A 26,841-nucleotide genomic window follows, 5' to 3' on the forward strand; every position below is an offset into this window, starting at 1 on the left:
CGTGAAGAGCGCCGTGGAGACCCTGAACCCGACCCGGGTTCGGCTCACTGTCGAGGTGCCCTTCGAGGAGCTCAAGGACAGCCTCGACGCGGCGTACAAGAAGATCAACCAGCAGGTCAGCGTTCCCGGCTTCCGCAAGGGCAAGATCCCCGCGCGCCTGATCGACCAGCGCTTCGGCCGCGGTGCCGTCCTGGAAGAGGCCGTCAACGACGCGCTGCCCCAGCTCTACCAGTCCGCCGTCGAGGAGGGCGAGCTCAACGTGCTCGGCCAGCCCGAGGTCGACATCACGGAGCTGAAGGACAACGAGCTGCTGGCCTTCACCGCCGAGGTGGACGTCCGCCCCGAGATCGAGATCCCCGACTACAAGGGCATCGAGGTCGAGGTCGACGCCGTCGAGGTCTCCGACGAGGACGTGGACAAGGCCGTCGAGCAGCTCCGTGAGCGCTTCGCCTCCACCTCGGTCGTCGAGCGCGCCGCCGCCGAGGGCGACGTCGTCAAGATCGACCTTGAGGCCAAGGTCGACGGCGAGGTGCTGGAGGACGGCGTCGCCCAGGGCGTCGACTACACCATCGGCTCCGGTGAGCTGCTGGACGGCATCGACGAGGCCGTCACCGGGCTGGAGGCCGGCGGGTCCGCCACCTTCACCTCCGAGCTCAAGGGCGGCTCCGGCGCGGGCCAGGAGGCCGAGGTCTCCGTCACCGTCGAGTCCGTCTCCGGCCGTGAACTTCCCGAGCTGGACGACGAGTTCGCGCAGATGGCCAGCGAGTTCGACACGCTGGAGGAGCTGCGTGAGGACAGCCGCAAGCGGCTGGCCGACCAGAAGAAGTACGAGCAGGCCACCCAGGCCCAGGAGAAGGTGCTCGACGCCCTCCTGGAGCTGACCGAGGTGCCGGTCCCCGAGAAGCTGCTGGCGGACGAGATCGAGAGCCGCAAGCACAACCTGGTCAACCACCAGCTCGGCCAGCTCGGCCTGGACCTCGCCTCGTACCTGAAGATGCAGGACAAGTCGGAGGAGGACTTCGAAGCCGAGCTCAAGGAGCAGGCGGAGAAGGGCATCCGTACCCAGTTCGTGCTGGACGAGCTGGTCAGCAAGGAGAAGCTCAACGTCAGCCAGGAAGAGCTGACCGAGCACCTGATGCGCCGTGCCCAGTCCTCCGGCATGAGCCCCGACCAGTTCGCGCAGGCTGTCGTCGAGGGCGGCCAGGTGCCGGTCCTGGTCGGTGAGGTCGCCCGCGGCAAGGCGCTGGCCACCGTGGTCGAGGCCGTCACGGTCAAGGACACCTCCGGCGAGGTCGTCGACCTGAGCGACGAGGACGACGACGAGACCGAGGCCGCCTCCGAGACCGAGGCCGCCACCGAGACCGCCGAGGCCGCGGCCGAGGGCACCGAGGCGGACGCCGGGAAGGCCGAGAAGGCCGAGGGCTGACCCGGACGCCCGATCCGACCCACGAACGGGGGGCGGCCGGGGCGCGCGAGAGCACGCCCCGGGCGCCCCCCGTTCGGCTGTCGGCCCGGCCGGTCGGCGCACCTGCGCTCACAGCGAAATGCGCTCTGACCGGGATGGCTGCCGCCGGGCAGCGCGTTAGGGTCCCCAGTAGACGAAGACCCCAGTGACGGCCAGCTTCGCGTGGCCGTCCGGACACGAGCAGGTGGACACGTGACGCTTCCGAAGCCTTCCGCCGCCGGTGAGCCCAACTACGGTGGCGGCCTCGGCGACCAGGTCTACAACCGGCTGCTCGACGAGCGCATCATTTTCCTCGGCCAGCCGGTGGACGACGACATCGCCAACAAGATCACCGCCCAGCTCCTCCTCCTTGCCGCCGATCCGGACAAGGACATCTTCCTGTACATCAACAGTCCGGGCGGTTCCGTCCAGGCGGGCATGGCGATCTACGACACCATGCAGTACATCAAGAACGATGTCGTCACCATCGCGATGGGACTCGCGGCGTCGATGGGCCAGTTCCTGCTGACCGCCGGTACGCGCGGCAAGCGGTTCGCGCTGCCCAACGCCGACATCCTCATCCACCAGCCCTCCGCCGGTCTGGCGGGCTCCGCCACCGACATCAAGATCCACGCCGAGCAGCTGCTGCGCACCAAGAAGCGGCTGGCGGAGCTGTCGGCGGCGCACAGCGGCCAGACCGTCGAGCAGTGGACCCGGGACGCGGACCGGGACCGCTGGTTCACCGCCGAGGAGGCCAAGCAGTACGGTCTCATCGACGAGGTCTACGGCAGCGCCGCGCAGCTTCCGGGCGGCGGCGGCACGGGCGCGTGAGGCCCGCCACAGCGCCGCACGGCACCCGCCCCGACCGCAGCCACCAGATCCTCTCCAGGAGAACCTCCCGATGACCTCACTTCAGCCGGGCCCGCGGGCCGAGTTCACCGGCATCGCGCCCGAGTCCCGCTACATCGTCCCGCGCTTCGTGGAGCGCACCTCGCAGGGCGTGCGGGAGTACGACCCCTACGCGAAGCTCTTCGAGGAGCGTGTGATCTTCCTCGGGGTGCAGATCGACGACGCCTCGGCCAACGACGTCATGGCGCAGCTGCTGTGCCTGGAGTCGATGGACCCCGACCGCGACATCTCCGTCTACATCAACTCCCCGGGCGGCTCCTTCACGGCGCTGACGGCGATCTACGACACGATGCAGTTCGTCAAGCCCGACATCCAGACGGTCTGCATGGGCCAGGCGGCCTCCGCCGCCGCCGTGCTGCTCGCCGCCGGCACCCCCGGCAAGCGGATGGCGCTGCCCAACGCCCGGATCCTCATCCACCAGCCCTACAGCGAGACGGGCCGGGGCCAGGTCTCCGACCTGGAGATCGCCGCCAACGAGATCCAGCGGATGCGCGACCAGCTGGAGGAGATGCTCACCAAGCACTCCACCAAGGAGCGCGAGGTCATCTCCGCGGACATCGAGCGGGACAAGATCCTCACCGCTGAGGAGACCCTGGAGTACGGCCTGATCGACCAGATCGTCTCCACCCGCAAGTCCTCCGTGGGGGTCTGAAGGACCCGGTGGGAAGCCCGGCGGCCGGACCGCCGGGCACCCCACAGCCCCCGGGGCGACGCCGGGCGGCACCAGAAGTGTCGGCCCGGTCGTTTCCAGGGGGGCCCATTCCGGCGGCCGGGCAAGGTACCGTCGTGGAAGCACGTACCTCGGTCCGTATATCCCTGACGGATCCCAGGCGAAGGGGAAGCTCCTCGTGGCACGCATCGGTGATGGCGGCGATCTGCTCAAGTGCTCGTTCTGCGGCAAGAGCCAGAAGCAGGTGAAGAAGCTCATCGCGGGTCCAGGTGTGTACATCTGCGACGAGTGCATCGACCTCTGCAACGAGATCATCGAGGAGGAGTTGGCCGAGTCCTCCGAGGTGCGGTGGGACGAGCTGCCCAAGCCCCGGGAGATCTACGAGTTCCTGGAGGGCTACGTCGTCGGCCAGGAAGCCGCCAAGAAGGCGCTCTCGGTGGCCGTCTACAACCACTACAAGCGCGTCCAGGCGGGCGAGAACGGCCAGGGCCGGGACGACGGCATCGAGCTGTCGAAGTCCAACATCCTGCTGCTGGGCCCCACCGGCTCCGGCAAGACGCTGCTGGCGCAGACGCTCGCCAGGATGCTGAACGTCCCCTTCGCCATCGCCGACGCCACGGCGCTCACCGAGGCGGGCTACGTCGGTGAGGACGTCGAGAACATCCTGCTGAAGCTCATCCAGGCGGCCGACTACGACGTCAAGAAGGCCGAGACCGGGATCATCTACATCGACGAGATCGACAAGGTCGCCCGCAAGAGCGAGAACCCGTCGATCACCCGCGATGTCAGCGGCGAGGGCGTGCAGCAAGCGCTGCTGAAGATCCTGGAGGGCACCACGGCCTCCGTGCCCCCGCAGGGTGGCCGCAAGCACCCGCACCAGGAGTTCATCCAGATCGACACGACGAACGTGCTGTTCATCGTGGGCGGTGCCTTCGCCGGGCTGGAGAAGATCATCGAGTCCCGGGCCGGCGCCAAGGGCATCGGTTTCGGCGCCGACATCCGCTCCAAGCGGGAGATCGAGGCCAGCAACCAGTTCGAGGAGGTCATGCCGGAGGACCTGGTCAAGTTCGGCATGATCCCCGAGTTCATCGGTCGGCTCCCGGTCATCACCTCGGTGCACAACCTGGACCGCGAGGCCCTGCTGCAGATCCTGATGGAGCCCCGCAACGCCCTGGTCAAGCAGTACCAGCGGCTGTTCGAACTCGACGGCGTGGAACTCGACTTCGACCGCCCCGCGCTGGAAGCCATCGCCGACCAGGCCATCCTGCGCGGCACCGGCGCCCGCGGACTGCGCGCCATCATGGAGGAGGTCCTCCAGTCGGTGATGTACGAGGTGCCCTCCCGCAAGGACGTCGAGCGGGTCGTCATCACCGACGAGGTCGTGCACTCCAACGTCAATCCCACGCTCGTGCCGCGCGCCCGCGGCAACGGGGAGCAGCGCCACGAGAAGAGCGCCTGAGCCGGCTGCTGCTGCGCCCACGGCGCAGCAGCGAACAGCGGTGGGGCCCGCATCCTCGCGGAGAGGATGCGGGCCCCACCGCTGTCGTATCGGTCCTACGAACGGGGCCGGTTACGTCACTTGGGGGCCGTCACCTGGTCCTTGGCGCGGACGGTGGCGCCCGCGAAGTCCTTCAGACCGATGCCGCCCGGCGTGGTGGCGGAGGCGCTGACGCGCAGCACCGTGGCGGCGGTGGACTCGTCCGCCCAGGCGCAGGCCGGCGCGTACAGGCCCGCGTCCAGCCGCGTGACCTGGCAGGAGACCTCCACCCCTGCGGAGCCCGGGCTGAACCGGTGGCGCTCGCCGACCGGTCCGCCGCCCCCGCTGTGCTGAAGGCCGTCGAGCATGTCGTCGCGCATCTTCACGGAGGGGATGTCGATGTCCCCGTACGCCCCGGAGATCGCCAGCCCGCCGGCCGTCGGATCCCCCGAGGCGCCGGCGGAGTAGGTGGCCACCTTCGCGGTGCCGTCGCCGGGCAACTCGTGCTGGAGCTGCCGTTGCTGCTCGGCGACCTGGGGGTTGCCGTCGATGCGGTGGTACCGCCCGTCCTCGAGCGTGGCCGGGAAAGCGAGCTTCTCGGTGCCGTGCGGGCGGCTCGCCGAGACGACGGCGCCGATGCCGAACACGACAGCGCCCACCAAAACGAGGGCACCGAGCACGAGGGCGGTGACGGCGCCGCCGCCCGGCCCGCGGCGGGGCGGCGGCAGCGGCGCGGACGGCCAGGCTCCGTACGGTCCCGGCGGACGCGGCCCGTACGGGCCCTGCGGCGGTGTGCCGTAGGGCCCGGGGGCAGGGCCGTACCCGGGTGGCTGCTGCCCGCCGTGTCCGCCCGGCGGACACGGTCCGGGCGGCGGCTGGGTCACCGGCTGCTCACCTCGTCGGTCACTTCTCGGAGCGGGATTCCTCCCAGACCTTGGCGGTGGTCTCGGCGGCCTTGTCCAGGTCGCCGCCGCCGCTCGGGTCCATCAGCACGACCTGGCCGAGCGTGCTGTCGTCGGCCCAGATGCACATGTCGGCCTTCTGCGTCATCACCGAGTAGGTCTGGCACTTGAGGGTGTCGCCGTCGAACCCGGAAGGAGACATCGCCTTGGGCTCGCCCGTGGAGTTGGCGTTGCTGGACTTGAGCTGCTTCTCCGACTCCTTGAAGACCGCGTCGACGGCCGCGTCCGAGTCGTCCACCGAACCCCACACGCCGGTCAGCTGCAACTGCTTGGTCCCGGCCTTGTACGAGGCCTGTACACCCTCGTCGGCGGACATGCCGGGGATCTTGTCCTTGTTCTGGCCGAAGGCGTTCTTCTTGCCCTTCATGGTGTCGCCCTTGCCCTGGCGCTGGTAGTCACCGGCCAGCGTGCTGGGCGTCGTGAGCTTGTAGTCGCCTCCGCCGCCGATGACACCGAAGGCGAACAGGCCGCCGATGATGGCGCCCACGACGACCAGGGCGCCGACGACGATGCCGATGGTCTTGCCCTTGCCGCCACCGCTCTGCGGCGGCATCGGCATGCCCGGCTGGCCCGGAGCGCCGCCGTAGGGGCCGCCCGGCTGTCCGGGCTGGCCAGGCTGCCCGTAGGGAGTGCCCGCCGGCTGCTGCTGGCCCTGCTGGGGGTAGCCGTAACCGGGCTGCGGCGGCTGACCCTGGGGCGGCTGGCCCTGCTGGGGGTAGCCGTAGCCGGGCTGCTGCGGCTGGCCCGGAGCACCACCGTAGGGGCCCGGTCCTCCCGGCTGCTGGGGCTGCTGACCGTACGGTCCCGGCTGGCCGTAGGGGCCTGGCTGGTTGTGGCTCATGGTGGCGCTTCCCCTCCGTTGATGTGCAGATCGCGCCAGCACATCTTGACGGATGCACGACGAGAACGCCGCACCGGGCGTCGAATCGGAGCGCGCTGGGAACGCAATCGTGAAGATAGGGTGGTGAGTTGTCCGGAAGTGCCCGGACAATTCCTGCTGAGCCGGGGCTGCCGCCGTGCGACGGCCCGCCCCGGCGGCGGGTCACTTCAGCGGGACGCGGACGTCCTTACGGACCTTGGCCGTCGTCTCGCCGGCCTCCGGGACCGAGGTGCCCTTGCCGTTGAGCGCATCGGCCGTGGAAGCGGTCATCACGAAGCCGACGGTGCTGTGGTCGCCCCACATGCAGAACGGCATCGTGAAGCCGTCGATCCCCGAGGTGTCTCCGGGAGGCGCGGTGAACTTCACCTTCTGGCACTTCATCACCGCGTCGTCGTCCAGCCCCGAGGGGTGGACCGCCTCCGGCTTGCCGTCCAGCTCGGCCTTGCCACCGCCCCCGGTGTCCGGGTCCTTCTGGGCCTCCTTGGCGACCATCAGCAGGGCCGCGTCGACGACCGCCCCGGGGTTCTCGATCTCCCCGTAGACGCCGCCGAAGTTGAGATTCTTGGCGTTGACGCCCGTACCGCTCTTGTAGTTCGCGGAGACGCTCTTGGGGTCCTTGACCCCGAACTGCTCGAACTTGTCCTTGTCGGACTCGCTGAACCCGTTGCTGGACTTGTTCTCCGAGCCGGGCTGCTTGTCGTACTCGCTCGCCACCGTGGCAGGGGTGATCAACTTGTACTTCTTGCCGTCGTCGGCGGCGACGGAACCGCCGCCACCACCGCCGCTGCCGCCCTTGTCGTCGTCCTTCCCGGTGAAGAGGACGACGCCGCCTATCACCGCGCCCACGACCACCAGGGCCGCGACGACGATGCCGATGGTCTTGCCCTTGCCGCCGCCGTTCTGGGGCGGCATCGGCATCCCCGGCTGGCCGGGGGCCCCGTAGGGACCGGGCTGGCCCGGCATCCCCTGCTGCTGGGGGTACCCGTAGGGCTGGCCGCCCTGCTGGGGCGCGGGGCCGGGGGGCTGCTGCGGATAGCCGTAACCGGGCTGGCCGGGCTGGCCGGGCTGGGCTGGCTGGCCGGGCGCGCCACCGTACGGGTTCGGGCCGCCGGGCTGCTGCGGCGGCTGCCCGTACGGACCCGGCTGCTGGCCGTACGGCCCGGGCTGCCCTGGCTGCTGGCCGTAGGGGCCGGGTTGGTTGTCACTCATGGCGCGCTTCCCCTCCGTGAACATGTAGTCGATTGCGCTGATGCTCATAGTGACGGATGGCTCCGGCAGGTGCCGCACCGGTCCTCGAACCGGTTCCGTACCGATACAACCGATTCGAGACGGCGACACCCGCGCCCGTACACTTGCGGTCGTGACCGACAACACTCAGCAGAGCCCGGAAGCGAACGGGCCGCACAGCGCCATCCCCGCCCAGTTGCCGACCCAGTACGCGCCGGCCGAGGTAGAGGAGAAGCTGTACGAGCGCTGGGTAGCGCGGGGGTACTTCGAGGCGGACGCCAAGAGCGAGCGGCCGCCGTACACCATCGTCATCCCGCCCCCGAACGTCACAGGATCTCTCCATCTCGGGCACGCTTTCCAGCACACCCTCATGGACGCCCTCACCCGCCGCAAGCGGATGCAGGGGTACGAGGCGCTGTGGCTGCCCGGCATGGACCACGCCGGCATCGCCACCCAGAACAAGGTCGAGCAGCAGCTCGCCGAGGAGGGCAAGTCCCGTCAGGACCTCGGCCGTGAGGCGTTCGTGGAGCGCGTGTGGCGGTGGAAGGAGGAGTACGGCGGGAAGATTCTCGGCCAGATGCGGCGCCTCGGTGACGGCGTCGACTGGTCCCGCGAGCGCTTCACCATGGACGAGGGCCTCTCGCGCGCCGTGCAGACCGTCTTCAAGAAGATGTACGAGGACGGCCTGATCTACCGCGCCGAGCGGATCATCAACTGGTGCCCGCGCTGTCTGACCGCCATCTCCGACATCGAGGTGGACTACCAGGACGACGACGGCGAGCTGGTGCAGCTCAAGTACGGCGACGACGACACGGGCGCCGTCGTCGTGGCCACCACCCGCGCCGAGACGATGCTGGGTGACACGGCGGTCGCCGTCCACCCGGAGGACGAGCGGTACCGGCACCTGATCGGCAAGCAGATCAAGCTGCCGCTGACCGACCGCACCATCCCCGTCGTCGCCGACACCCACGTCGACCCCGCGTTCGGCACCGGGCAGGTCAAGGTCACCCCGGCACACGATCCGAACGACTTCGAGATCGGCCGCCGCCACGACCTGCCCATGCTCACGGTCATGGACGAGCGCGGCGTGATCACCGCGCACGGCCCCTTCCAGGGACTGGACCGCTTCGAGGCCCGTTCGGCCATCGTGGCCGCGCTGCGCGAGCAGGGCCGCGTCCTGGAGGAGAAGCGCCCCTACGTGCACAGCGTCGGCCACTGCTCGCGCTGCAAGACGACGATCGAACCGCGGCTGTCCATGCAGTGGTGGGTCAAGGTCGCGCCGCTGGCGAAGGCCGCCGGTGACGCCGTCCGCGACGGCCGCACGAAGATCCACCCGGCCGACATGTCGTCCCGCTACTTCGACTGGGTCGACAACATGCATGACTGGACGATCTCCCGCCAGCTGTGGTGGGGCCACCGCATCCCGGTCTGGTACGGGCCCGGCGGGGAGACCGTCTGCGTCGGCCCGGACGAGGAGCCCCCCGCCGGGGAGGGCTGGCACCAGGACCCGGACGTCCTGGACACCTGGTTCTCCTCCGGGCTGTGGCCCTTCTCCACCCTGGGCTGGCCCGAGCCCACGCCCGACCTGGAGAAGTTCTACGCCACCGACGTGCTGGTCACCGGCTACGACATCATCTTCTTCTGGGTCGCGAGGATGATGATGTTCGGCACGTACGTGCGCGAGGAGCCGCCCTTCCACACCATCGCGCTGACCGGGCTGGTCCGTGACGAGCACGGCAAGAAGATGTCCAAGTCCTTCGGCAACGTCGTCGACCCGCTGGACTGGATGGACGCCTACGGCTCCGACGCGCTGCGCTTCACCCTCGCCTCCGGCGCCAACCCCGGTACGGACGTGCCGATCGGCGAGGACTGGGTGAAGGCCTCGCGCAACTTCGCCAACAAGATCTGGAACGCCACCCGCTTCGCGCTGATGAACGGCGCCACGGTCGAGGGGCCGCTGCCGGAGCCGAGCGAGATGGCGGCCACCGACCGGTGGATCCTCTCCCGGCTGAACACCGTGCTGGCCCAGGTCGACGGCTACTACGACGACTACCAGTTCGCCAAGCTCGCCGACGCGCTGCGCCACTTCGCCTGGGACGAGGTCTTCGACTGGTACGTCGAGCTGTCCAAGACCACCTTCGCCGCAGGCGGGCGGCCCGCCGAGGTCTCCCGGCGCGTGCTGGGCGAGGTCCTGGACGTCACACTGCGGCTGCTGCACCCCGTCGTCCCCTTCGTCACCGAGGAGCTGTGGACGACGCTGACCGGCGGCGAGTCCGTCGTCGTCGCCGACTGGCCGAAGGACTCCGGCTTCCGTGACGCGGCCGCCGAGGCGGAGATCGCCACCGTCCAGCAGGCCGTCACCGAGGTCCGCCGCTTCCGCGCCGACCAGGGCCTCCAGCCCGGTCAGAAGGTCCCCGCCGACCTCGATGTGGCCGGTACCCCGCTGGTGGCCCACGAGGAGGCCGTCCGCCAGTTGCTGCGCCTCCAGCCCGCCGGCGAGGCGTTCCGGGCCACGGCGTCGCTGCCGGTCGTCGGCGCGACCGTCAGCCTCGACCTGTCCGGCGCCATCGACGTCGAGGCCGAACGCAAGCGGCTGAGCAAGGACCTGGCCGCCGCGGAGAAGGAGCTGGCGCAGACGGGTGCCAAGCTCACCAACGAGGCGTTCCTGGCCAAGGCGCCGGACCACGTGGTGGAGAAGATCCGGGGCCGCAAGGCCGCCGCCGAGGCCGACATCGCGCGGCTGACGCAGCAGTTGGAGCGGCTCGCCTGACCGCTCCCGCACAGCACGGCGCCCCCTCCTCCACCGGAAGAGGGGGCGCCGTGCTGTGGGCGGGGGCCGTGCGGGCCGGCCCGGCGGGGCCTACTGGCCCCTCACGTACTTCACCGTCGGCCCGGTGGTCCAGCCGCCGTCCACGGCCAGCTCCGCACCGGTGATGTACGAGGCCGCGTCGGACAGCAGGAAGCACACCGCGGAGGCGATCTCCTGCGGCTCGCCCACGCGGGCCATCGGGGTGTTGGGGTACCGGCCCTCGCCCTGCTGGATGCCGACCTCCGCGGTCATCGGGGTGTAGGTCATCCCCGGGTGGACCGAGTTGAGGCGGATGCGGTCGGTGCCCAGCTCCACGGCGCCGATCTTGGTCAGGCCGCGGACGCCCCACTTGGAGGCGCCGTAGCCGGCGGTCAGTGCCAGGCCCATCAGCCCGGCGGCCGAGGAGATGTTGACGATGGAGCCGCCGCCGGCCTGCCGCATCGCGGGGATCGCGGTCCTGATCCCGATGAAGACGCCCGTCAGGTTGATGTCGAGCACCTTGCGGAAGAACTCGGTGGACACCGACTCCAGCGGGGCGCCGGTGGAGATGCCCGCGTTGTTGACGAGGCCGTCGAGCGCGCCGAACTCGGAGACGGCGTGGCCGGCGGCGCGCTGCCACTCCTCCTCGCTGGTCACGTCGTGCCGCAGGAACCGCGCGGACTCGCCCAGCCCGGCCGCGGTGGCCTCGCCCTCGTCCTCCAGGACGTCGGTGAGCACGACCCTGGCACCGGCGGCGACGGCCTGCCGGGCCGTCTCGGCGCCGATGCCGCGCGCGGCGCCGGTGATCAGAAGGGTCTTGCCGTTCAGCTCGTTCATGTCGTGCTCCAGAGGGTTGCGCTCAGGGATGTGATGCAGCGCGCGGCCAGCGCCGCGGGGCCCTCGTCTCCGGCGGCGGGCGCGTCGCCGTCCGCCCATGTCTCGACAGCCACCCGGACCGCTGTCGCTGCGGTGCCGGCGGCCAGCCGCACCGCGAGGGAGTCCGCGCGCTCGGCGTCGCCGCCCTCCCGCGAGGTGAGCGCGGCGGCCAGGTCGACCTCGGAGGCGTGGTAGGCGTCGTTCCACACCGAGCGCAGCGCCGGGTTGTCCCGGGCCAGCCGCAGCAGGGAGCGCACCCACTCCAGCGAAGCGGCGTCGGCCGGATCGTCGGTGCTCAGCGCCTCACGGGTGCCGTGCACCAGGGCCTCGGCGGGGGACAGATGCGCGGGCGCGGCGCGGGTGGCGTCCACCCACTGCCGGGCTCCGGCCGCGAAGAGGGGGGCGACTGCTTCCTCCTTGGTGGCGAAGTAGCGGTAGAAGGTCCGCGGGGCGACGCCCGCCTGCTGGGCGATGTCCTCGGCACGGGTGGCGCGTACGCCGTGCGCGACGAAGAGTGCGGCGGCGGTGCGGGCGATGTCCGTGCGGGTCTCCGCCTTGCGGCGCTCGGTGAGCGAGGTGGCCGTGCGGGACGGGGTACTGGCGACCGGCATGGCAGCAGACTATGCCTGCATGGCACAATCTGCCACCGCGGGGGAGTCGAGTGACCGTACGACCTTGGGTGGCAGGACCAGTGCTTCGACGTCAGTTCCTCCTCGGCGCCTCCTCGCTCGCGGCCACCGCGGGCCTCGGCCTCACCGGTTGTTCCGGCGCCGGGGACGAGAACACGCTGACCGTGCTCGCCTCCAGCTACAAGGAGAGCGTCGGCTCCGGCATCACTGACCAGTGGGGCGACGTCATCGAGCAGTTCGAGAAGAAGCACCCCGACATCGAGGTCGACCTCCAGCTCGTCCCCTTCACCCGTATCGACAAGGAGCTCGCCCAGCGGGTCGAGGACGGCAACCCGCCCGACATCTCCCAGGGCAACGTCTTCGCGGGCTACGCCGAGGACGGCAGGCTCCATCCGGCGGGTGAGGTCTTCAGGATCCCCGTCCAGGCCGACTTCATCGGCTCCTTCGCGCAGGCGGGAGAGGTCGACTTCGCCCAGTACGGCATCCCGTTCATGGCGAGCACGCCGCGCCTCTTCTACAACACCGCCCTCTTCGCGAAGGCCGGCATCAGCGGCCCGCCCCGTGACTGGGACGAGCTGCGGGGCGCCGCCCAGGCCCTCAAGCGGGCGGGCGTGCCGATCCCGTACGGGCTGGCGCTGGGGCCCGAGGCCGCCGAGGACGAAGCGCTCGCCTGGATGCTGGCCGCCGACGGCGGGTACACCGGCTCGGGCGGGTACGACTTCCCCAAGAGGGAGAACGTCCACACCCTGACCTGGCTGCGCACCCGGTTGGTCGCCGACGACCTGGCCGGCCCCGATCCGGCCGCGCTGACCCGCACCAAGGCCTACGAGGGCTTCCTCAAGGGGCGGATAGGCATGCTCAACGCGCACCCGGTGCTGCTGGGTTCCCTCGCGAAGGCCGAGCTGCCGTACGCCCACGCGGCCTTCCCCAAGAAGAACGGCGGTGCGGCCCCGCCCGTCGGCCTCTCCGACTGGCTGATGGCCTTCGAGGCGGGCGGCCGCCGCGAGCAGTGCTCGGCATTCCTCAACTTCCTCTACCAGGTCAAGTCCGTGAGCCGGTACGGCACCGGACAGGGCACCCTCCCGGTCACCACCTCCGGCTCCCGTGCCCTGCGCAAGGCGCCCTCCGGCAAGCCGCTGCGCCGGTTCATCGACCAGATGCCGAACGCCGAGTTCCAGCCGGTGGGAAGGCGCTCCTGGCCGGCCGTCCGCGCCCGCGTCCAGGGCTCCCTCGGCAGGGCCGTCGAGCCCGAGGGACCCTCACCGCGTTCCGTCCTCGACGCCTTGCAGAAGGCCGCAGACGAGGCCGAACGCGCCTCCCGCCACGGCTAGTGCGATGCCCGCCCTGCCCGGCCGCAGCGTCCGGCCGTCCCAGCTGTCCGGGGCCGGTGGAGGCGCCCCGGTGTCTCGGCGCGTTCAGCTGCTCAGATCGTCCACGAGCCGCCGGGCGAGCAGTGCGGAGGAGGCCGGGTTCTGCCCGGTGTAGAGGTTGCGGTCGACCTGTATGAACGGGCGCAGCGGCAGGCGCCCCTTGCGGTAGTCGGCGCCGCTGTCGCGCAGGCGGTCCTCCAGGAGCCAGAGCGCCTTGCGGCCGAAGCTGTTGAACTTCTCCTCCAGGTTGGACAGGTTCGTCATCCGGTACCCGGCGAACGGCCACGACCCGTCGGCGTTCCCGGCCGCGAACGTGGCGGCCGGCGCGTGGCACAACAGCGCCAGCGGCTTGCCCGAGTGCAGTACGCGGGTCAGCAGCGCGCCGGAGACCGGGTCGACGGCGAGGTCCTCCATGGGCCCGTGCCCGCCCGGGTAGAAGACCAGGTCGAACGCGTCCGGGTCGATCTCCTCCAGGGCCTCGGGGTTGTCCAGCTCCGTCCTGATCGACTCCAGGTACCGGCCGACCTCGCGCAGTCTGGAGGGCAGACCGGCGGTACGGGACATGCTCAGCCGGTCGAGTGCGGGCACCTTCCCGCCGGGCGTCGCGAGCGTGATCTCCCACCCCGCGCGGGTGAAGAGCTTGTGCGGCATGGCCAGTTCCTCACCCCAGTAGCCCGAGGGGTGCACTTCTCCGTCCCTCAGTGTCCAGCGGTCGGCTGCGGACACGACGAAGAGGACTTTCGTCATTGCTGTCTCCCTGGTGGTGCGGCTCGCGGCCGTCAGCGGCTCACCGGGTGCCGATCGCCTTGAGGACCTTCAGCGCGCCGGTCAACAGGGCGGCCCAGGTCTCGGGTGGGACGCGAGCGGGGTGAAGCCCTGGAGGCGCTGGTGGGCGATTACCGGTCGTGCAGGCCGCCCTCGGGGACGGTGACAGTACGGCCGCCCAGCTCGACTTCGACCGTGCCCTGCTGGCTGGAAGACATCGTCCTCCTCATGTTAGTGGTGCTTACATTATCCTGACCGGCAATGCAAGCACCGTCAACAATGGGTCCGGCGAGGGTTCAGCCGTTGCCCAGCGCCGCCTTGAGGGTGTCGATCGCGAGGGAGCGGGCGACGTTCGCGGCGCGGGTGTCGCGAAGGCTGTCCAGCAGGAGGAAGTCGTGGACCATGCCGGCCACGCGCAACGAGGTGACGTCCACCCCGGCCTCCCGCAGCCTGTTGGCGTACTGCTCACCTTCGTCGCGCAGCACGTCGGCCTCGTCGGTGACGACCAGGGCGGGGGGCAGCCCCCGCAACTGCTCCAGCGGAGCCTGGAGCGGAGAGGCGTACACCTCGGCACGCCGGCCGGGGTCGGGCAGGTAGGCGTCCCAGAACCACTTCATGCCGTCGCGGGTGAGGTAGTAGCCCTCGGCGAGCTGGTGGTACGAGGGGGTGTCGAAGCCGGCATCGGTGACCGGGTAGAGCAGGACCTGGGCCTTGAGGTCGATCCCGCCGCGCTCCTTGTTCATCAGCGCGAACACCGCCGACATGCAGCCGCCGACCGACTCCCCGGCCACGGCGATGCGCGTGGTGTCCAGGCCGTGCTCCGCGCCGTGTTCCAGCACCCACCGGCCCACGGCGTAGTTCTGTTCCACCTGGGTGGGGTACTGCGCCTCCGGCGCCCGGTCGTAGACGGGGAAGACCCCTGCGGCGCCCGCGCCGACGACGAGTTCCCGGAAGAGGCGGTCGTGGGTCTTCTCGTCGCCGAAGACCCAGCCGGCGCCGTGGATGTAGAAGACCACCGGCAGCGGCCCGCTCACCCCCTTGGGCCGGATGATGCGGGTGCGGACCGTGCCCCACTCGCCTGCGTCCACGTCGACCCACTCCTCGTCGACGTCCGGGCGGGGCACGCTGGTGTCGCTCTGGAGACCGAGGAGCATCTCGCGGCCCTGCTCCGGGGGGACCTCGTAGATCCGCGGATGCGGGTCGGTCGCCTCGGCCAGTTCCCGTGCGGCGGGTTCGAGGTAGGGGGTGACGGGCGGGGGGATCTCGGTCATGGGTCACTCCGTTTCCTGGATGTGTGCTCCGCTTGCCCTGCATCCGGCGCTCACCGGCCCACGTTCAGCGCATGCTCCCCCCTCTCATCGTCGCGCCCGGCCTGCGGAGCGCAACCGACCGCGGGCCTCTCGTCGGCGCCCGCCGGACCCTGCCGCGAGTCCGGCCCTGGCCGCCCGGCCCTGCCGCGGATCGGCCCCCGGCCGCTGTCGCCGGGTCCGTTTCCTACGGCCCGGCGCCCGGGATCGGTCGGCCTGGCGGTCGGCCGGGTGGCCGTGACCGCGAAGCGGGCGACCGCGAACGATCGCCTAGAATGTGTGCGCCGCTCACATTAGCCAGCAGATGTAAGCGGTGCATACATGGAAGGGTGTGACCTGTGCCACGAGCGAGTGCGTACCACCACGGCGACCTGCGCGCCGCCTGCCTGCGGGCCGCCCGCGAGCTGCTGGAGGAGGACGGCAGTGCCGCACTGTCGATGCGGGCCGTCGCGCGGCGCGCGGGCGTGTCCCCGACCGCCCCCTACCGGCACTTCCCGGAGCGGGAGGCGCTCGTCTCCGCCGTCGCCGCGGAGGGGTACCGCGAACTCGCCGAGCACCTCGCCGCCGCCCACCCCTCGCCCGCGACCCCCGACGAGCTCGCAATGGTCGCCGTCGCCTACGTCCGCTTCGCGCTCGACCATCCGGCGCTGTTCCGGGCGATGTTCGCCGAGCCCTGCGATCCCGGCAGCGAGGAACGGGTCCGCGCGACCGCCGCCATCGCCCAGTACGTCCGCGGCATCGTCCACCGCGCTTTCCCCGACGCCGATCCGGACGTGCTGTGGACCCCGGTGTGGGCGCTCGTCCATGGCCTGGCGTTCCTGCATCTGGACGGCAAGCTCGACGCCTCCACTCCGAAGGCCGTCACCGAGCAGGTGAGAGCCGCGGTCCTCGCGCTGCTCGCCGCCACCCGGGCGCCCTCTTCGCCGGGCGCCGCGCAGCCCCGGTAACCGACGGCCGGCGGCGTCGGCCCGCCGGGCGGCGGCCTGCGTACCGCCGAATGTTGACGCTGCACACTTCCATCCCTAATGTAAGCAGTGCATACATTCGCTTCGCGGGTATGTACGACGAAGGGCGCCATTCCGCCCCGCTCGTCAGCGTGAAGGTGCAGGGACACCGTCGGCTCCGCCTCCGGCGCAACCCTGACCCGCACACCGCGAAGCCCTCACTTCCCTCCGGCGAGCGGAGCATCATGAAGGCAGTAACGATCAAGGAAGCGGGCGGCCCCGAGGTCCTGGAGTGGACCGAGGTCGAAGATCCGGTGCCGGGCGAGGGCGAAGTCGTCGTCGACGTGGTGGCCGGCGCACTGAACCGGGCCGACATCATGCAGCGGATGGGCCTGTATCCCGTACCGGAAGGCGCTTCGCCGTACCCGGGGCTGGAGGTCTCCGGCCGCATCGGTGCCGTCGGTCCAGGGGTCACCGGGTGGCAGGTGGGCGACGGGGTCTGTGCACTGCTGACGGGCGGCGGCTACGCGCAGAAGGTCGCCGTGCCCGCGGGACAGCTGTTCACGGTCCCCGAGGGGATCGGTCTGGCCGAAGCCGCCGCCTTGCCGGAAGCCGTCGCCACGGTCTGGTCGAACATCGCCATGACGGCGCGGCTGAAGGAGGGCGAGACCTTCCTCGTGCACGGCGGAGCCGGGGGCGTGGGCACCATGGCCATCCAGATCGCCAAGGCGCTGGGTGCCCGCGTCGTCACCACCGTGGGCAGCCCCGAGAAGGCCGCCCGGGCGACGGAACTGGGCGCCGACGTGACGATCAACTACCGCACACAGGACTTCGCCGGGCACGGCCCCTACGACGTCATCCTCGATGTCGTCGGCGGCCGGTACCTCGAACGCAACATCCGCTCGCTGGCCACCGACGGCCGTCTGACCGTCATCGGCCTGCAGGACGGTCTGGAGGGCGGACTCAACCTTGCGGAGCTGGTCTTCAAACGCCTGTCGGTGCACGGCACGACCCTGCGCACCCGGTCCGCGGCACAGAAGGCCGCCGTCGTGGCCGAGGCGCAGAAGGAGGTCTGGCCGATGATCGAGAGCGGAGCCGTGCAGCTCATCGTCGAGCGGACCCTGCCCATGGCCGAGGCCGCCGAGGCGCACCGGCTGATGGACACGGGCCGGCACATCGGCAAGATCCTGCTGGTGAACGACTGAACCCAACGGCAGCGACCGCCCGGGCAGCCCTCCGGCCGACCCCTCGCACAGGTACGGACGGGCGCCCCCGCAACCGGCCGCCTCCCCTGGCCCCGCGGCTCCCACGACAGGAGGTCTCAGGGCCGGAAACCCACCCGCCAGGGCAGTGGCGGTGAGAGGATCCCGGCCGCCGGGGGCGCCGGCACCCCTTTCCGTAGACTGGTCCGCGTGAGCGACGAGTCCCAGCCCCACGAATCCGACCCCACCCCGGACCGGCCGTCGGAGTCCCTCGATCCTGCCGAGTCGCCCGACGCGTTCGAGGCGATCGTCGGGCAGGAGACCGACCGGGATCCCGACCTCGCGGTGATCGAGGCGGGCAGCCGCACCCTGCGGGCCCAGGCCGGACCCCCGCAGCCGGACGTGGTGCCGGGCAGGCCCGAGGACCCGGAGGTGGACCGGGCGCTGCGCGAGGTGGAGGAGAAGCTGGCCACCCGCTGGGGCGAGACCAAGCTGGACCCCTCGGTGCAGCGTATTGCCGCGCTGATGGACCTGTTGGGGGAGCCGCAGCGCTCCTACCCCTCCATCCACATCACCGGCACCAACGGCAAGACCACCACCGCCCGCATGATCGAGTCGCTGCTGACCGCCTTCGAGCTGCGCACCGGCCGCTACAGCTCGCCGCACGTGCAGTCGGTCACCGAACGCATCAGCGTGGACGGAGCCCCGGTCTCCGCGGAGCGCTTCGTGGAGACGTACCGCGACATCGAGCCGTACATCGAGATGGTCGACGCCCAGCAGGACTACCGGCTCTCCTTCTTCGAGGTGCTCACCGGCATGGCGTACGCGGCCTTCGCCGACGCGCCCGTGGACGTGGCCGTCGTCGAGGTGGGCATGGGCGGCACCTGGGACGCCACCAACGTCATCGACGCGGGCGTCGCCGTGGTCACGCCGATCTCCCTGGACCACACCGATCGGCTCGGCGACACGCCCGAGGCGATCGCGGTGGAGAAATCGGGCATCGTCAAGTCCGACGCCACGGTGGTGCTGGCCCAGCAGCCGGTGGAGGCCGCCTCGGTGGTGCTGAAGAAGGCCGTCGAGGTGGACGCCACCGTCGCCCGTGAGGGCATGGAGTTCGGTGTCGTCTCCCGGCAGGTGGCGGTCGGCGGCCAGCAGGTGACCCTGCGCGGGCTGGGCGGCGAGTACCCCGACCTCTTCCTGCCGCTGCACGGCGCCCACATGGCGCACAACGCGAGTGTGGCGCTGGCCGCGGTGGAGGCGTTCTTCGGGATCGGCCGGCAGCAGGCCCGCGCCCTGGACATCGACGTGGTGCGCGAGGCGTTCGCCTCGGTCTCCTCGCCGGGCCGCCTGGAAGTGGTACGGACCAGCCCCTCGGTCGTTCTGGACGCCGCGCACAACCCGGGCGGGGCGCAGGCCACCGCCGAGGCGGTGCGCGAGGCGTTCGACTTCAGCCGGCTGATCGGCGTGGTCGCGCCCAGCGCCGGCAAGGACGTGCGCGGGTTGCTGGAGGCCTTCGAGCCGCTGTTCGCGCAGGTCGTGGTCACCCGCAACGCCAGCCACCGCTCGATGGACGTGGACGAGCTGGCCGCGGTCGCCGTGGAGGTCTTCGGCGAGGAACGGGTGCAGGTCGAACCCCGGCTGGACACGGCGCTGGAGGAGGCGGTCACCCTGGCCGAGGAGGAGGGCGAGTACGCGGGAGCCGGCGTGCTGGTCACCGGGTCCGTGATCACGGTCGGCGAGGCCCGGCTGCTGCTGGGAGGGAGGCGCTAGATGCGCACGCTGGCTGCGTCCACGCTGATCGGTGAGTTCTTCGTCATCGGTTTCGCCGGTTTGGTCGCGATGCGAACGAGTGACCTTTCGGTCGCCACCGTCTGGACGGTCAGCGGTGTCGCGATGGTGCTGTGCGTGCTGCTGTGCGGCTTCCTCACCCGTCCGGGTGGCGTACAGCTCGGTTGGGCGCTCCAGATCGCGCTGATCGCCAGCGGCTTCGTGGTGCCGACGATGTTCTTCCTCGGTGCCTGCTTCGCGGCGCTGTGGTGGGCTTCGGTGCACTTCGGCAGGAAGATCGACGAGGCCAAGGCGCGGTTCGCCGCGCAGGCGCAGGCCGGGAGCGGCCCGGAGCCGGACGCTGCGTGAGGCGCGCCGCGCTCACCCATGTAGCCTCTTTTGACCGCCGGGCTTCGGCACCGCTCGCAGCGCCGGCCTGGCGGCGCCTGCCCTCCTGCGCACCGGCCGGGAGGAGCCGCCGGATCATGGCCGGCAGGCCCCCGGGAGCCGTCCGTACGACCAGCCAAGGAGCACCACACGATGAGCCAGCGCACCCTCGTCATCCTCAAGCCCGATGCCGTCCGCCGTGGTCTGACGGGCGAGATCGTCGGCCGGATCGAGCGGAAGGCGGGCTGGTCCCTCGCGGCGATGGAGCTGCGCACGCTGGACCGTGCGACGCTGGAGCAGCACTACGCGGAGCACCAGGGGCGCCCGTTCTACGCACCGCTGGTGGAGTTCATGTCCTCCGGGCCCTCCGTCGTCATGGTCGTCGAGGGCGAACGGGTGATCGAGGGGATCCGGGCGCTGGCCGGTCCCACCGACCCCATCGCCGCCGCCCCCGGTTCCGTACGGGGTGATTTCGGCACCATCGTGCGGGAGAATCTCATCCACGCCTCGGACTCGGAGGAGTCAGCCGAGCGGGAGCTGGCAATTTTTTTCCCGACCTTTGCCTGAGCCTTTCCGGGCCGCTGTTCAAGGGCACTCCCGACACGGCGTCACCATTACGGTGGCCGTTCCCACTTCCGCCGACAATGGCGGAGGAACCGTCTCCACGTGTTCGAGCAAGCGCGTCTACGATGGAACCCTCGCGCTTTTGCAGACATCGGCGCGTACCCACATCCTTCCGTAGCCGCACTCCACATCGCCCCACTTGGAAGGCCAGACGCATCCATGGGAACCAACATGTCGTTCATCGGCCGTGATATGGCTGTCGACCTCGGGACCGCCAACACGCTGGTGTACGTCAGGGGTCGCGGGATCGTCCTCAACGAGCCGTCCGTCGTTGCGATCAACACCAACACAGGCGGAATCCTCGCGGTCGGCGCCGAAGCGAAGAAGATGATCGGCCGCACCCCTGGCAACATCGTCGCCGTCCGCCCCTTGAAGGACGGCGTCATCGCCGACTTCGAGATCACCGAGCGGATGCTCCGCTACTTCATCCTGAAGATCCACAAGCGGCGCTATCTGGCCCGGCCCCGGGTGGTGGTGTGCGTCCCGTCCGGCATCACGGGCGTCGAGCGCCGCGCCGTCATCGAGGCGTCCACCCAGGCGGGGGCGCGTCAGGTGCACATCATCGAGGAGCCGATGGCCGCGGCGATCGGCTCGGGACTGCCCGTCCACGAGGCCACCGGCAACATGGTGGTGGACATCGGCGGCGGCACCACCGAGGTGGCCGTCATCTCGCTGGGCGGCATCGTCACCGCGCAGTCCATCCGGGTGGCCGGTGACGAGCTGGACAACGCGATCATCCAGCACATCAAGAAGGAGTACAGCCTTCTGCTGGGTGAACGCACCGCCGAGAGCATCAAGATCACCATCGGTTCGGCGCACGACCTGGAGAAGGACGAGCACACCGAGATCCGGGGCCGCGACCTGGTCAGCGGCCTGCCGAAGACGGTGGTGATCTCGGCGGCGGAGGTCCGCAGGGCCATCGAGGAGCCGGTCAACGCCATCGTCGACGCGGTCAAGACGACGCTCGACAAGTGCCCGCCCGAGCTGTCCGGCGACGTGATGGACCGGGGCATCGTGCTGACCGGCGGCGGTGCGCTGCTGCGCGGCCTGGACGAGCGGCTCCGCCGGGAGACGGGCATGCCCATCCACATCGCCGAGGACCCGCTGGACTCGGTGGCGCTGGGCTCGGGCAAGTGCGTGGAGGAGTTCGAGGCGTTGCAGCAGGTGCTCGACGCACAGCCGCGCCGCTGACCGGCGCACACCTACCCACCTGTTCGCGACAACCGCAATAACTGACCGTTCACGCGGCGGGTCGGCAAGCGCAGTGGCGGCCCCCGCCTTGCACCCCGCCCCGGCGGGGCTGCCCCACCAGAAAGGCACGGCCGCCGCACGTGAGGGACACACGAGAAAGCCGGCTGCTGCTCGTCCTGCTGATCGCCATCGCGTTCGCACTGATCACGGTGGATCTCAGAGGGGGCGAGCAGTCTCCGCTCGACGGGGCGCGACAGGGGGCCGCCTCCGCGCTCGGCCCGGTGGAGAACGGCGTGGCCTCGGCGGTCGACCCCGTCGGCAACGCCATCGCCGCCGTCCGCGACTCGGGTGACCGCCACGACAGAATCACCCGCCTGGAACAGCAGAACGCGGCGCTCAAGCAGCGGCTCGGCTCCACGGACCGCAACCGCTCCCGGGCCAAGGAGCTCGACAAGCTCCTCAAGACCGCGGGTGCCGGCGGCTACGGCGTCAAGGGCGCCCAGGTCATCGGGATCGGCGCGGCCCAGGGCTTCTCCTGGACCGTCACCCTGGACGCCGGCCGGGAGGACGGCATCCTCCGCGACATGACCGTCATCAACGGCGACGGGCTGGTCGGCCGGGTCACCACCGTCGGCTCCTCCACCTCCACCGTGCTGCTCGCCAACGACCCCGACTTCAGCGTCGGCACCCGCCTGGAGAAGAGCAACGAGCTGGGCTTCGCCACCGGGCGCGGCGGCAACGCGCTCAGCGTGCAGCTCCTCAACGGCAAGGCCGGGGTGGACAAGGGGGACCGCCTGGTCACCTTCGGCTCGCGCGACGACAAGCCGTTCGTGCCCGGCGTGCCCGTCGGCGAGGTCACCAAGGTCGAGCGGAACAAGGGCACCCTCACCCGCACGGTGCGGGTCAAGCCCTACGTCGGCTTCACCCGCCTGGACGTGGTCGGCATCGTCGTCCAGCCCCCGCGGGAGGATCCGCGGGACGAGGTCCTCAAGTCCAAGAAGCCGCCCAAGCCCAAGCCCAAGCCCGCGCCCACGGTCACCGTGACCGCCACCCCCGGCGACAAGCCCTCGCCCAGGAGCTGAGACGAAGTGCTGTACGTCAACCGGACGCTGCTCACGGCCGCTCTCGTGGTCGTCGCCCTCATCGTGCAGGTCACCGTCTTGGCCCGGCTCCAGCTGCCGGGCGCCGTGCCGGACCTGCTGCTGCTCACCGTCGTCGGCCTCGCTCTGGTGTACGGACACACGGCGGGTGCCCTCGTCGGCTTCTTCGCCGGGCTGCTGGCCGACATCGCCCCGCCCGCCGATCACGCGGTGGGCCGCTACGCGCTGGTGCTCTGCCTCATCGGCTACGCCGCGGGCCTGACCAAGCCGGAGGCGGGCCAGCACCGTTCGGCGACCGTCCCGATGCTCGTCGTCGCCTCCGCCGCGATCTGCTCCACCCTGCTGTACGCGGGTGTCGGCGCGCTGGTCGGAGACACCGCGGCCCGCGCCGTCGGCCTCACCGGGCTGCTGGCCACCGCTACCATCTACGACCTGGTGCTCGCGCCGTTCGTCGTCCCGCTGGTGATGGCGCTGGCCCGGAAGGGGGAGCGGGACCCGCTCGGCGCCGAGCCGGGCGGTGGCAGCGCCGGGGGCGGCATGCGCGCCTACGGGTGGCTCGCCTCGGGCGCCAGCCTCAGCCCCTCCGGCAGCGGCGTCCTCGGCAAGGGCGGCAAGCCGGGCAAGGTCGGCAAGGTCGCCAAGGCGGGCAAGCGCACCGCGCGCGGCGGCAGGACGATGGATCTGAGCGGTGGCCGCACCAAGGCCGGCAAGCTCAAGGGGGTCAAGCGCCTGTGAGCAACATCCCTGAGACGGGGCGCTCCTCCCGCGTCACGATCCGGCTGATCGCCATTCAGATCCTGGTGATGTCGCTGCTGCTGACGCTCGGCGGGCGGCTGTGGTACCTCCAGGTCCGCAACGGCGACGAGTACCAGAAAGAGGCCAAGGGCAACCACGTCCAGCAGGTCGTCGAGCCGGCCGTGCGCGGCTCCATCGTCGACTCCCGCGGGGTGCCCATCGCCGACAACGAGACCCGGCTGGTGGTCTCCGCGTCCCGCACCGAGTTGATGAAGCAGGACGACGAGGGCGCGGCCGTCCTCGAACGGCTCGCCAAGGTGCTGGGCATGGACGCGAAGACCGTCAAGCGGAAGGTCCGGCTCTGCGACGCCCACACCTCGCAGCCCTGCTGGAACGGCTCGCCCTACCAGCCGATCCCGGTCACCGACGACGCCAAGCCCAAGCAGGCCCTCCAGATCCGCGAGCGCTCCGAGGACTTCCCCGGCATCACCGCCGAGCCCGAGGCGGTGCGCCGGTACCCGGCGCCGTACGGGGCCAACACCGCACAGGCGCTCGGCTACCTCTCGCCCGTCACCGACGACGAGATCGAGCAGGCCAAGGACAGCGACTCGCCCTTCCTGCCCTCCGACGAGATCGGCCGCTCCGGCCTGGAGCGCACCTACGACAGCAAGCTGCGCGGCAGCTCCGGTGTCACCCGCTACGAGGTCGACAACCTCGGCCGGGTCATGGGCGAGGCCGAGAGCGAGAAGGCGCACCCCGGCGCCAACCTGGTCACCTCCGTCGACTCCCGCGTCCAGTCCGTCGTCGAGAAGCAGCTCGACCAGGCGATGAAGAACGCGCGCAAGGAGTTCGACAAGAACACCGGCCGCAACTACAAGGCGGACGCCGGTGCCGCCGTCGTCATGGAGAACAAGACGGGCCGCGTCGTGGCCATGGCCTCCAACCCGGAGTACGACCCCAACGCCTGGGTGGGCGGCATCTCCGGCAAGGAGTACGCGAAGCTGACCGGGAAGGACTCCAACTACCCGCTGCTCAACCGCTCCATCCAGAGCCTGTCGGCGCCCGGTTCGATCTTCAAGGTCATCTCCACCAGCTCGGCCGTCAAGGCCGGCTACCCCTTCGACGGCAACTACGAGTGCTCCTCGGACTACAAGGTGGGCGGCCAGACCTTCAAGAACTACGAGTCCAAGGGGTACGGCAACATCGGCCTGGGCCGAGCCCTGGAGGTCTCCTGCGACACCGTCTTCTACCGGCTGGCGTACAAGGAGTGGAAGAAGGACGGCGGCAACCTGCCCAGGAAGGGCGCCCACGACTACTTCTACAAGACCGCCCACCAGTTCGGCCTCGGCAAGGAGACCGGTGTCGACCTGCCCAACGAGGTCGCAGGCCGGGTCCCGGACCGGCAGTGGAAGAAGGACTACTGGAAGGCCAACAAGGACGCCTGGTGCAAGCAGGCCGAGAACGGCGGCGGCAACCCCAGCTACGCCGAGCGGATCGCCAAGGAGAACTGCGTCTCCGGCATGAAGATGCGCGCCGGTGACAGCGTCAACTACTCCATCGGTCAGGGCGACACGCTCGTCACCCCGATCCAGATGGCCTCCATCTACGCGGCCCTCGGCAACGGCGGCACCCTGCACGACCCCACCCTCGGCAAGGCGGTGATCAGCCCGGACGGCAAGAGCGTCAACGAGATCGAGCCCACCGCGCACGGCAAGCTGCCGCTGGACAAGAAGACGCTGGGGCAGATGGACAAGGCCCTCCAGGGCGTGGCCACGCGGGGCTCCGCCGCCTGGCGGTTCGGCGAGGCAGGGTGGCCGCAGGACAAGATCAAGATGCACGCCAAGACGGGTACCGCCGAGGTCGCCGGCAAGCAGACCACCTCGTGGCTGGCCACCTACACCGACGACTTCACCGTCGTGATGACCATCTCCCAGGGCGGTACGGGCTCCGGAGCCTCCGGTCCGGCCGTGCGCAACATCTACAACGCGATGTACGGCGTCGGAAGCGACGGCGGCATCGACAAGAAGAAGGCGCTGCTGTCCAAGCCGCAGACGAAGCTGCCGAGGATCTCCAAGGACGGCACCATCGTCGCCCAGCGCGACAAGCGCCGCGCCGGCCACGAGGACAAGCACCAGAAGGCAGAACCCCCGGCCGAGACCCCCGGTACCCGCAACGAGACCCAGGTGGCGCTCCACGAGGGCGAGCGGCAGCAACGACAACGCGACGGCGCCCAGCGGGCCCGCGACACCCGCCAGCTCGCCGGAGGTGAACGACGATGAGCACCCACTCGTTCCCCCTCGGCGGCTACGGGCCACGCAAGCGCTCGCTGTGGAACCGGCTGACCGCGCGGGACTCGGTCGTGTGGCGCATGGACTGGTTCATGCTGGTCTCCGGCACCGGCCTCGCGATCATCGGTTCGCTGCTCGTGTGGTCCGCCACCCGCAACCGCACCGAGCTCAACCAGGGCGACCCGCAGTACTTCCTCGTCCGGCACGTGATCAGTCTGATCATCGGGATCGCTCTGATGGCCGGTACGGTGTGGCTGGGCCACCGCCGGCTGCGCAGCGCCGTTCCGGTGCTCTACGGCATCACCGTGCTCCTCGCCCTGTGCGTGCTCACCCCGCTCGGGGCCACCATCAACGGCTCCCGGGCCTGGCTGAACCTGGGCGGCGGCTTCACCGTGCAGCCCGCCGAGTTCATCAAGATCACGGTGATCCTCGGCATGGCGATGCTGCTGTCCGCCAAGGTCGACGCCGGGGACCGGGACCACCCCGACCACCGCACCGTGCTGCACGCGCTGGGTCTGGCGGCGCTGCCCGTCGTGATCATTCTGGCGATGCCCGACCTCGGATCCGTGATGGTGCTGGTCATGATCATCCTCGCGGTGCTGCTGTCCTCCGGCGCCTCCAACCGCTGGGTGATCGGCCTGTGCCTGGCCGGCGCCCTGGGCGCGGTGCTGGTGTGGGCGCTCGGACTGCTGGACGAGTACCAGATCAACCGGTTCGCGGCCTTCGCCAACCCGGCGCTGGACCCCTCCGGCGTCGGCTACAACACCAACCAGGCCCGGATCGCCATCGGTTCCGGCGGTCTCACCGGCAAGGGCCTCTTCGAGGGCACCCAGACGACCGGCCAGTTCGTGCCCGAACAGCAGACCGACTTCGTCTTCACCGTCGCCGGTGAGGAGCTCGGATTCGTCGGCGGCGGGCTCATCCTCGTCCTGCTCGGCGTGCTCATCTGGCGGGCCTGCCGGATCGCTCGCGAGTCGACGTCGCTGTACAGCACCATCGTCGCCGCCGGAATCATCGCCTGGTTCGCCTTCCAGGCGTTCGAGAACATCGGCATGACGCTGGGCATCATGCCGGTGGCCGGGCTGCCGCTGCCGTTCGTCTCCTACGGCGGTACGTCGATGTTCGCCGTGTGGATCGGAGTGGGCCTGCTGCAGTCGATCCGGACGCAGAAGCCGATAGCGGCATAGCGCCCCATCGGTCCGGGAAGGGAAGCCGTCCGGGTGGCGCGGTCACTACCGTTACTCTGGACGACTGGCCCTGTCATCCCCGGGCCCCGTCCGGGGGATCCCCAAGGAAAGC

23 protein-coding genes are annotated in these 26,841 nt (G+C 70.4%); 16 read left to right on the forward strand and 7 right to left on the reverse strand.

The annotated features are described in order from the left end of the window. Position 1: 1 nt before the first annotated feature. The 4 genes from tig to clpX all read left to right on the forward strand — a co-directional run bounded on the left by tig (position 2) and on the right by clpX (position 4,482). Complete coding sequence (gene tig, locus H297_RS0129530; RefSeq protein WP_027739988.1) at positions 2-1,426, forward strand: trigger factor; 1,425 nt, start codon at positions 2-4, stop codon at positions 1,424-1,426. Between the two features lie 231 nt (positions 1,427-1,657). Beyond that, positions 1,658-2,275: an ATP-dependent Clp protease proteolytic subunit gene (locus H297_RS0129535; protein WP_027739989.1), complete on the forward strand. Its 618-nt coding sequence runs from the start codon at positions 1,658-1,660 to the stop codon at positions 2,273-2,275. 70 nt (positions 2,276-2,345) lie between these two features. Next, positions 2,346-3,005, forward strand: a complete 660-nt coding sequence (locus H297_RS0129540) for an ATP-dependent Clp protease proteolytic subunit (protein ID WP_027739990.1) — start codon at positions 2,346-2,348, stop codon at positions 3,003-3,005. A gap of 196 nt (positions 3,006-3,201) precedes the next feature. Then, the gene (gene clpX, locus H297_RS0129545) at positions 3,202-4,482 is read left to right on the forward strand and encodes an ATP-dependent Clp protease ATP-binding subunit ClpX (RefSeq protein WP_027739991.1); all 1,281 of its coding nucleotides are present in this window, start codon (positions 3,202-3,204) and stop codon (positions 4,480-4,482) included. Positions 4,483-4,598: 116 nt separating this feature from the next. Here clpX and H297_RS0129550 read toward each other — a convergent pair whose 3' ends face one another. The 3 genes from H297_RS0129550 to H297_RS0129560 all read right to left on the reverse strand — a co-directional run bounded on the left by H297_RS0129550 (position 4,599) and on the right by H297_RS0129560 (position 7,551). After that, positions 4,599-5,384 carry a hypothetical protein gene (locus H297_RS0129550; RefSeq protein WP_027739992.1) on the reverse strand — a complete coding sequence of 262 codons (786 nt, stop codon included), beginning with the start codon at positions 5,382-5,384 and terminating at the stop codon, positions 4,599-4,601. Between the two features lie 19 nt (positions 5,385-5,403). Next, positions 5,404-6,303: a hypothetical protein gene (locus tag H297_RS0129555; RefSeq protein ID WP_027739993.1), complete on the reverse strand. Its 900-nt coding sequence runs from the start codon at positions 6,301-6,303 to the stop codon at positions 5,404-5,406. A gap of 201 nt (positions 6,304-6,504) precedes the next feature. Continuing rightward, positions 6,505-7,551: a hypothetical protein gene (locus tag H297_RS0129560; protein ID WP_027739994.1), complete on the reverse strand. Its 1,047-nt coding sequence runs from the start codon at positions 7,549-7,551 to the stop codon at positions 6,505-6,507. Between the two features lie 151 nt (positions 7,552-7,702). Between H297_RS0129560 and H297_RS0129565 the strand changes: the two genes are divergently transcribed. Continuing rightward, positions 7,703-10,339, forward strand: coding sequence for a valine--tRNA ligase (locus H297_RS0129565; protein ID WP_027739995.1), 2,637 nt, complete (start codon positions 7,703-7,705; stop codon positions 10,337-10,339). A 90-nt stretch (positions 10,340-10,429) separates the two neighbouring features. On the opposite strand, the gene H297_RS0129570 is transcribed toward H297_RS0129565, so the two are convergent. Together H297_RS0129570 and H297_RS0129575 are read right to left on the reverse strand one after the other, a co-directional pair. Next, on the reverse strand, positions 10,430-11,194 hold the full coding sequence (locus tag H297_RS0129570) for a glucose 1-dehydrogenase (RefSeq protein ID WP_027739996.1): 765 nt from the start codon (positions 11,192-11,194) through the stop codon (positions 10,430-10,432). Continuing rightward, on the reverse strand, positions 11,191-11,844 hold the full coding sequence (locus H297_RS0129575) for a TetR/AcrR family transcriptional regulator (RefSeq protein ID WP_027739997.1): 654 nt from the start codon (positions 11,842-11,844) through the stop codon (positions 11,191-11,193). The genes H297_RS0129570 and H297_RS0129575 overlap by 4 nt, the downstream gene beginning before the upstream one ends. Before the next feature lie 80 nt (positions 11,845-11,924). Between H297_RS0129575 and H297_RS0129580 the strand changes: the two genes are divergently transcribed. Then, positions 11,925-13,193 (forward strand): extracellular solute-binding protein, encoded by a 1,269-nt coding sequence (locus H297_RS0129580; protein ID WP_027739998.1) that lies wholly within the window; start codon positions 11,925-11,927, stop codon positions 13,191-13,193. Between the two features lie 84 nt (positions 13,194-13,277). Here the strand turns inward: H297_RS0129580 and H297_RS0129585 are convergent, their stop codons facing one another. After that, positions 13,278-13,979 (reverse strand): type 1 glutamine amidotransferase domain-containing protein, encoded by a 702-nt coding sequence (locus H297_RS0129585; protein ID WP_027739999.1) that lies wholly within the window; start codon positions 13,977-13,979, stop codon positions 13,278-13,280. Between the two features lie 314 nt (positions 13,980-14,293). Beyond that, positions 14,294-15,268 (reverse strand): alpha/beta hydrolase, encoded by a 975-nt coding sequence (locus H297_RS0129595; RefSeq protein WP_027740000.1) that lies wholly within the window; start codon positions 15,266-15,268, stop codon positions 14,294-14,296. A 374-nt stretch (positions 15,269-15,642) separates the two neighbouring features. On the opposite strand from H297_RS0129595, the gene H297_RS0129600 reads away from it, so the two are divergent. The 10 genes from H297_RS0129600 (at position 15,643) to rodA (ending at position 26,729) form a co-directional block, all read left to right on the forward strand. Further along, complete coding sequence (locus tag H297_RS0129600; protein WP_027740001.1) at positions 15,643-16,251, forward strand: TetR/AcrR family transcriptional regulator; 609 nt, start codon at positions 15,643-15,645, stop codon at positions 16,249-16,251. A gap of 242 nt (positions 16,252-16,493) precedes the next feature. Beyond that, the gene (locus H297_RS0129605; RefSeq protein WP_027740002.1) at positions 16,494-17,453 is read left to right on the forward strand and encodes an NAD(P)H-quinone oxidoreductase; all 960 of its coding nucleotides are present in this window, start codon (positions 16,494-16,496) and stop codon (positions 17,451-17,453) included. Positions 17,454-17,660: 207 nt separating this feature from the next. Then, positions 17,661-19,220, forward strand: coding sequence for a bifunctional tetrahydrofolate synthase/dihydrofolate synthase (folC, locus tag H297_RS0129610; protein ID WP_027740003.1), 1,560 nt, complete (start codon positions 17,661-17,663; stop codon positions 19,218-19,220). Then, positions 19,221-19,586 carry a DUF4233 domain-containing protein gene (locus H297_RS0129615; RefSeq protein ID WP_027740004.1) on the forward strand — a complete coding sequence of 122 codons (366 nt, stop codon included), beginning with the start codon at positions 19,221-19,223 and terminating at the stop codon, positions 19,584-19,586. Between the two features lie 171 nt (positions 19,587-19,757). Next, a complete protein-coding gene (gene ndk, locus H297_RS0129620; RefSeq protein ID WP_027740005.1) occupies positions 19,758-20,171 on the forward strand; it encodes a nucleoside-diphosphate kinase in 414 nt (137 codons plus the stop codon). A 228-nt stretch (positions 20,172-20,399) separates the two neighbouring features. Continuing rightward, a complete protein-coding gene (locus tag H297_RS0129625; RefSeq protein ID WP_027740006.1) occupies positions 20,400-21,419 on the forward strand; it encodes a rod shape-determining protein in 1,020 nt (339 codons plus the stop codon). Positions 21,420-21,559: 140 nt separating this feature from the next. Next, a complete protein-coding gene (gene mreC, locus H297_RS0129630) occupies positions 21,560-22,501 on the forward strand; it encodes a rod shape-determining protein MreC (protein WP_027740007.1) in 942 nt (313 codons plus the stop codon). A 9-nt stretch (positions 22,502-22,510) separates the two neighbouring features. Continuing rightward, entirely contained in the window at positions 22,511-23,254 is a 744-nt protein-coding gene (mreD, locus tag H297_RS0129635; RefSeq protein WP_027740008.1) for a rod shape-determining protein MreD, read from the forward strand. Continuing rightward, positions 23,251-25,533 (forward strand): penicillin-binding protein 2, encoded by a 2,283-nt coding sequence (gene mrdA, locus H297_RS0129640; RefSeq protein WP_027740009.1) that lies wholly within the window; start codon positions 23,251-23,253, stop codon positions 25,531-25,533. Before mreD ends, mrdA begins: the two co-directional genes overlap by 4 nt. Next, a complete protein-coding gene (gene rodA / locus H297_RS0129645) occupies positions 25,530-26,729 on the forward strand; it encodes a rod shape-determining protein RodA (protein WP_027740010.1) in 1,200 nt (399 codons plus the stop codon). Before mrdA ends, rodA begins: the two co-directional genes overlap by 4 nt. The last annotated feature ends 112 nt before the right edge of the window (positions 26,730-26,841 follow it).

The organism is Streptomyces sp. CNT360 (assembly GCF_000424785.1).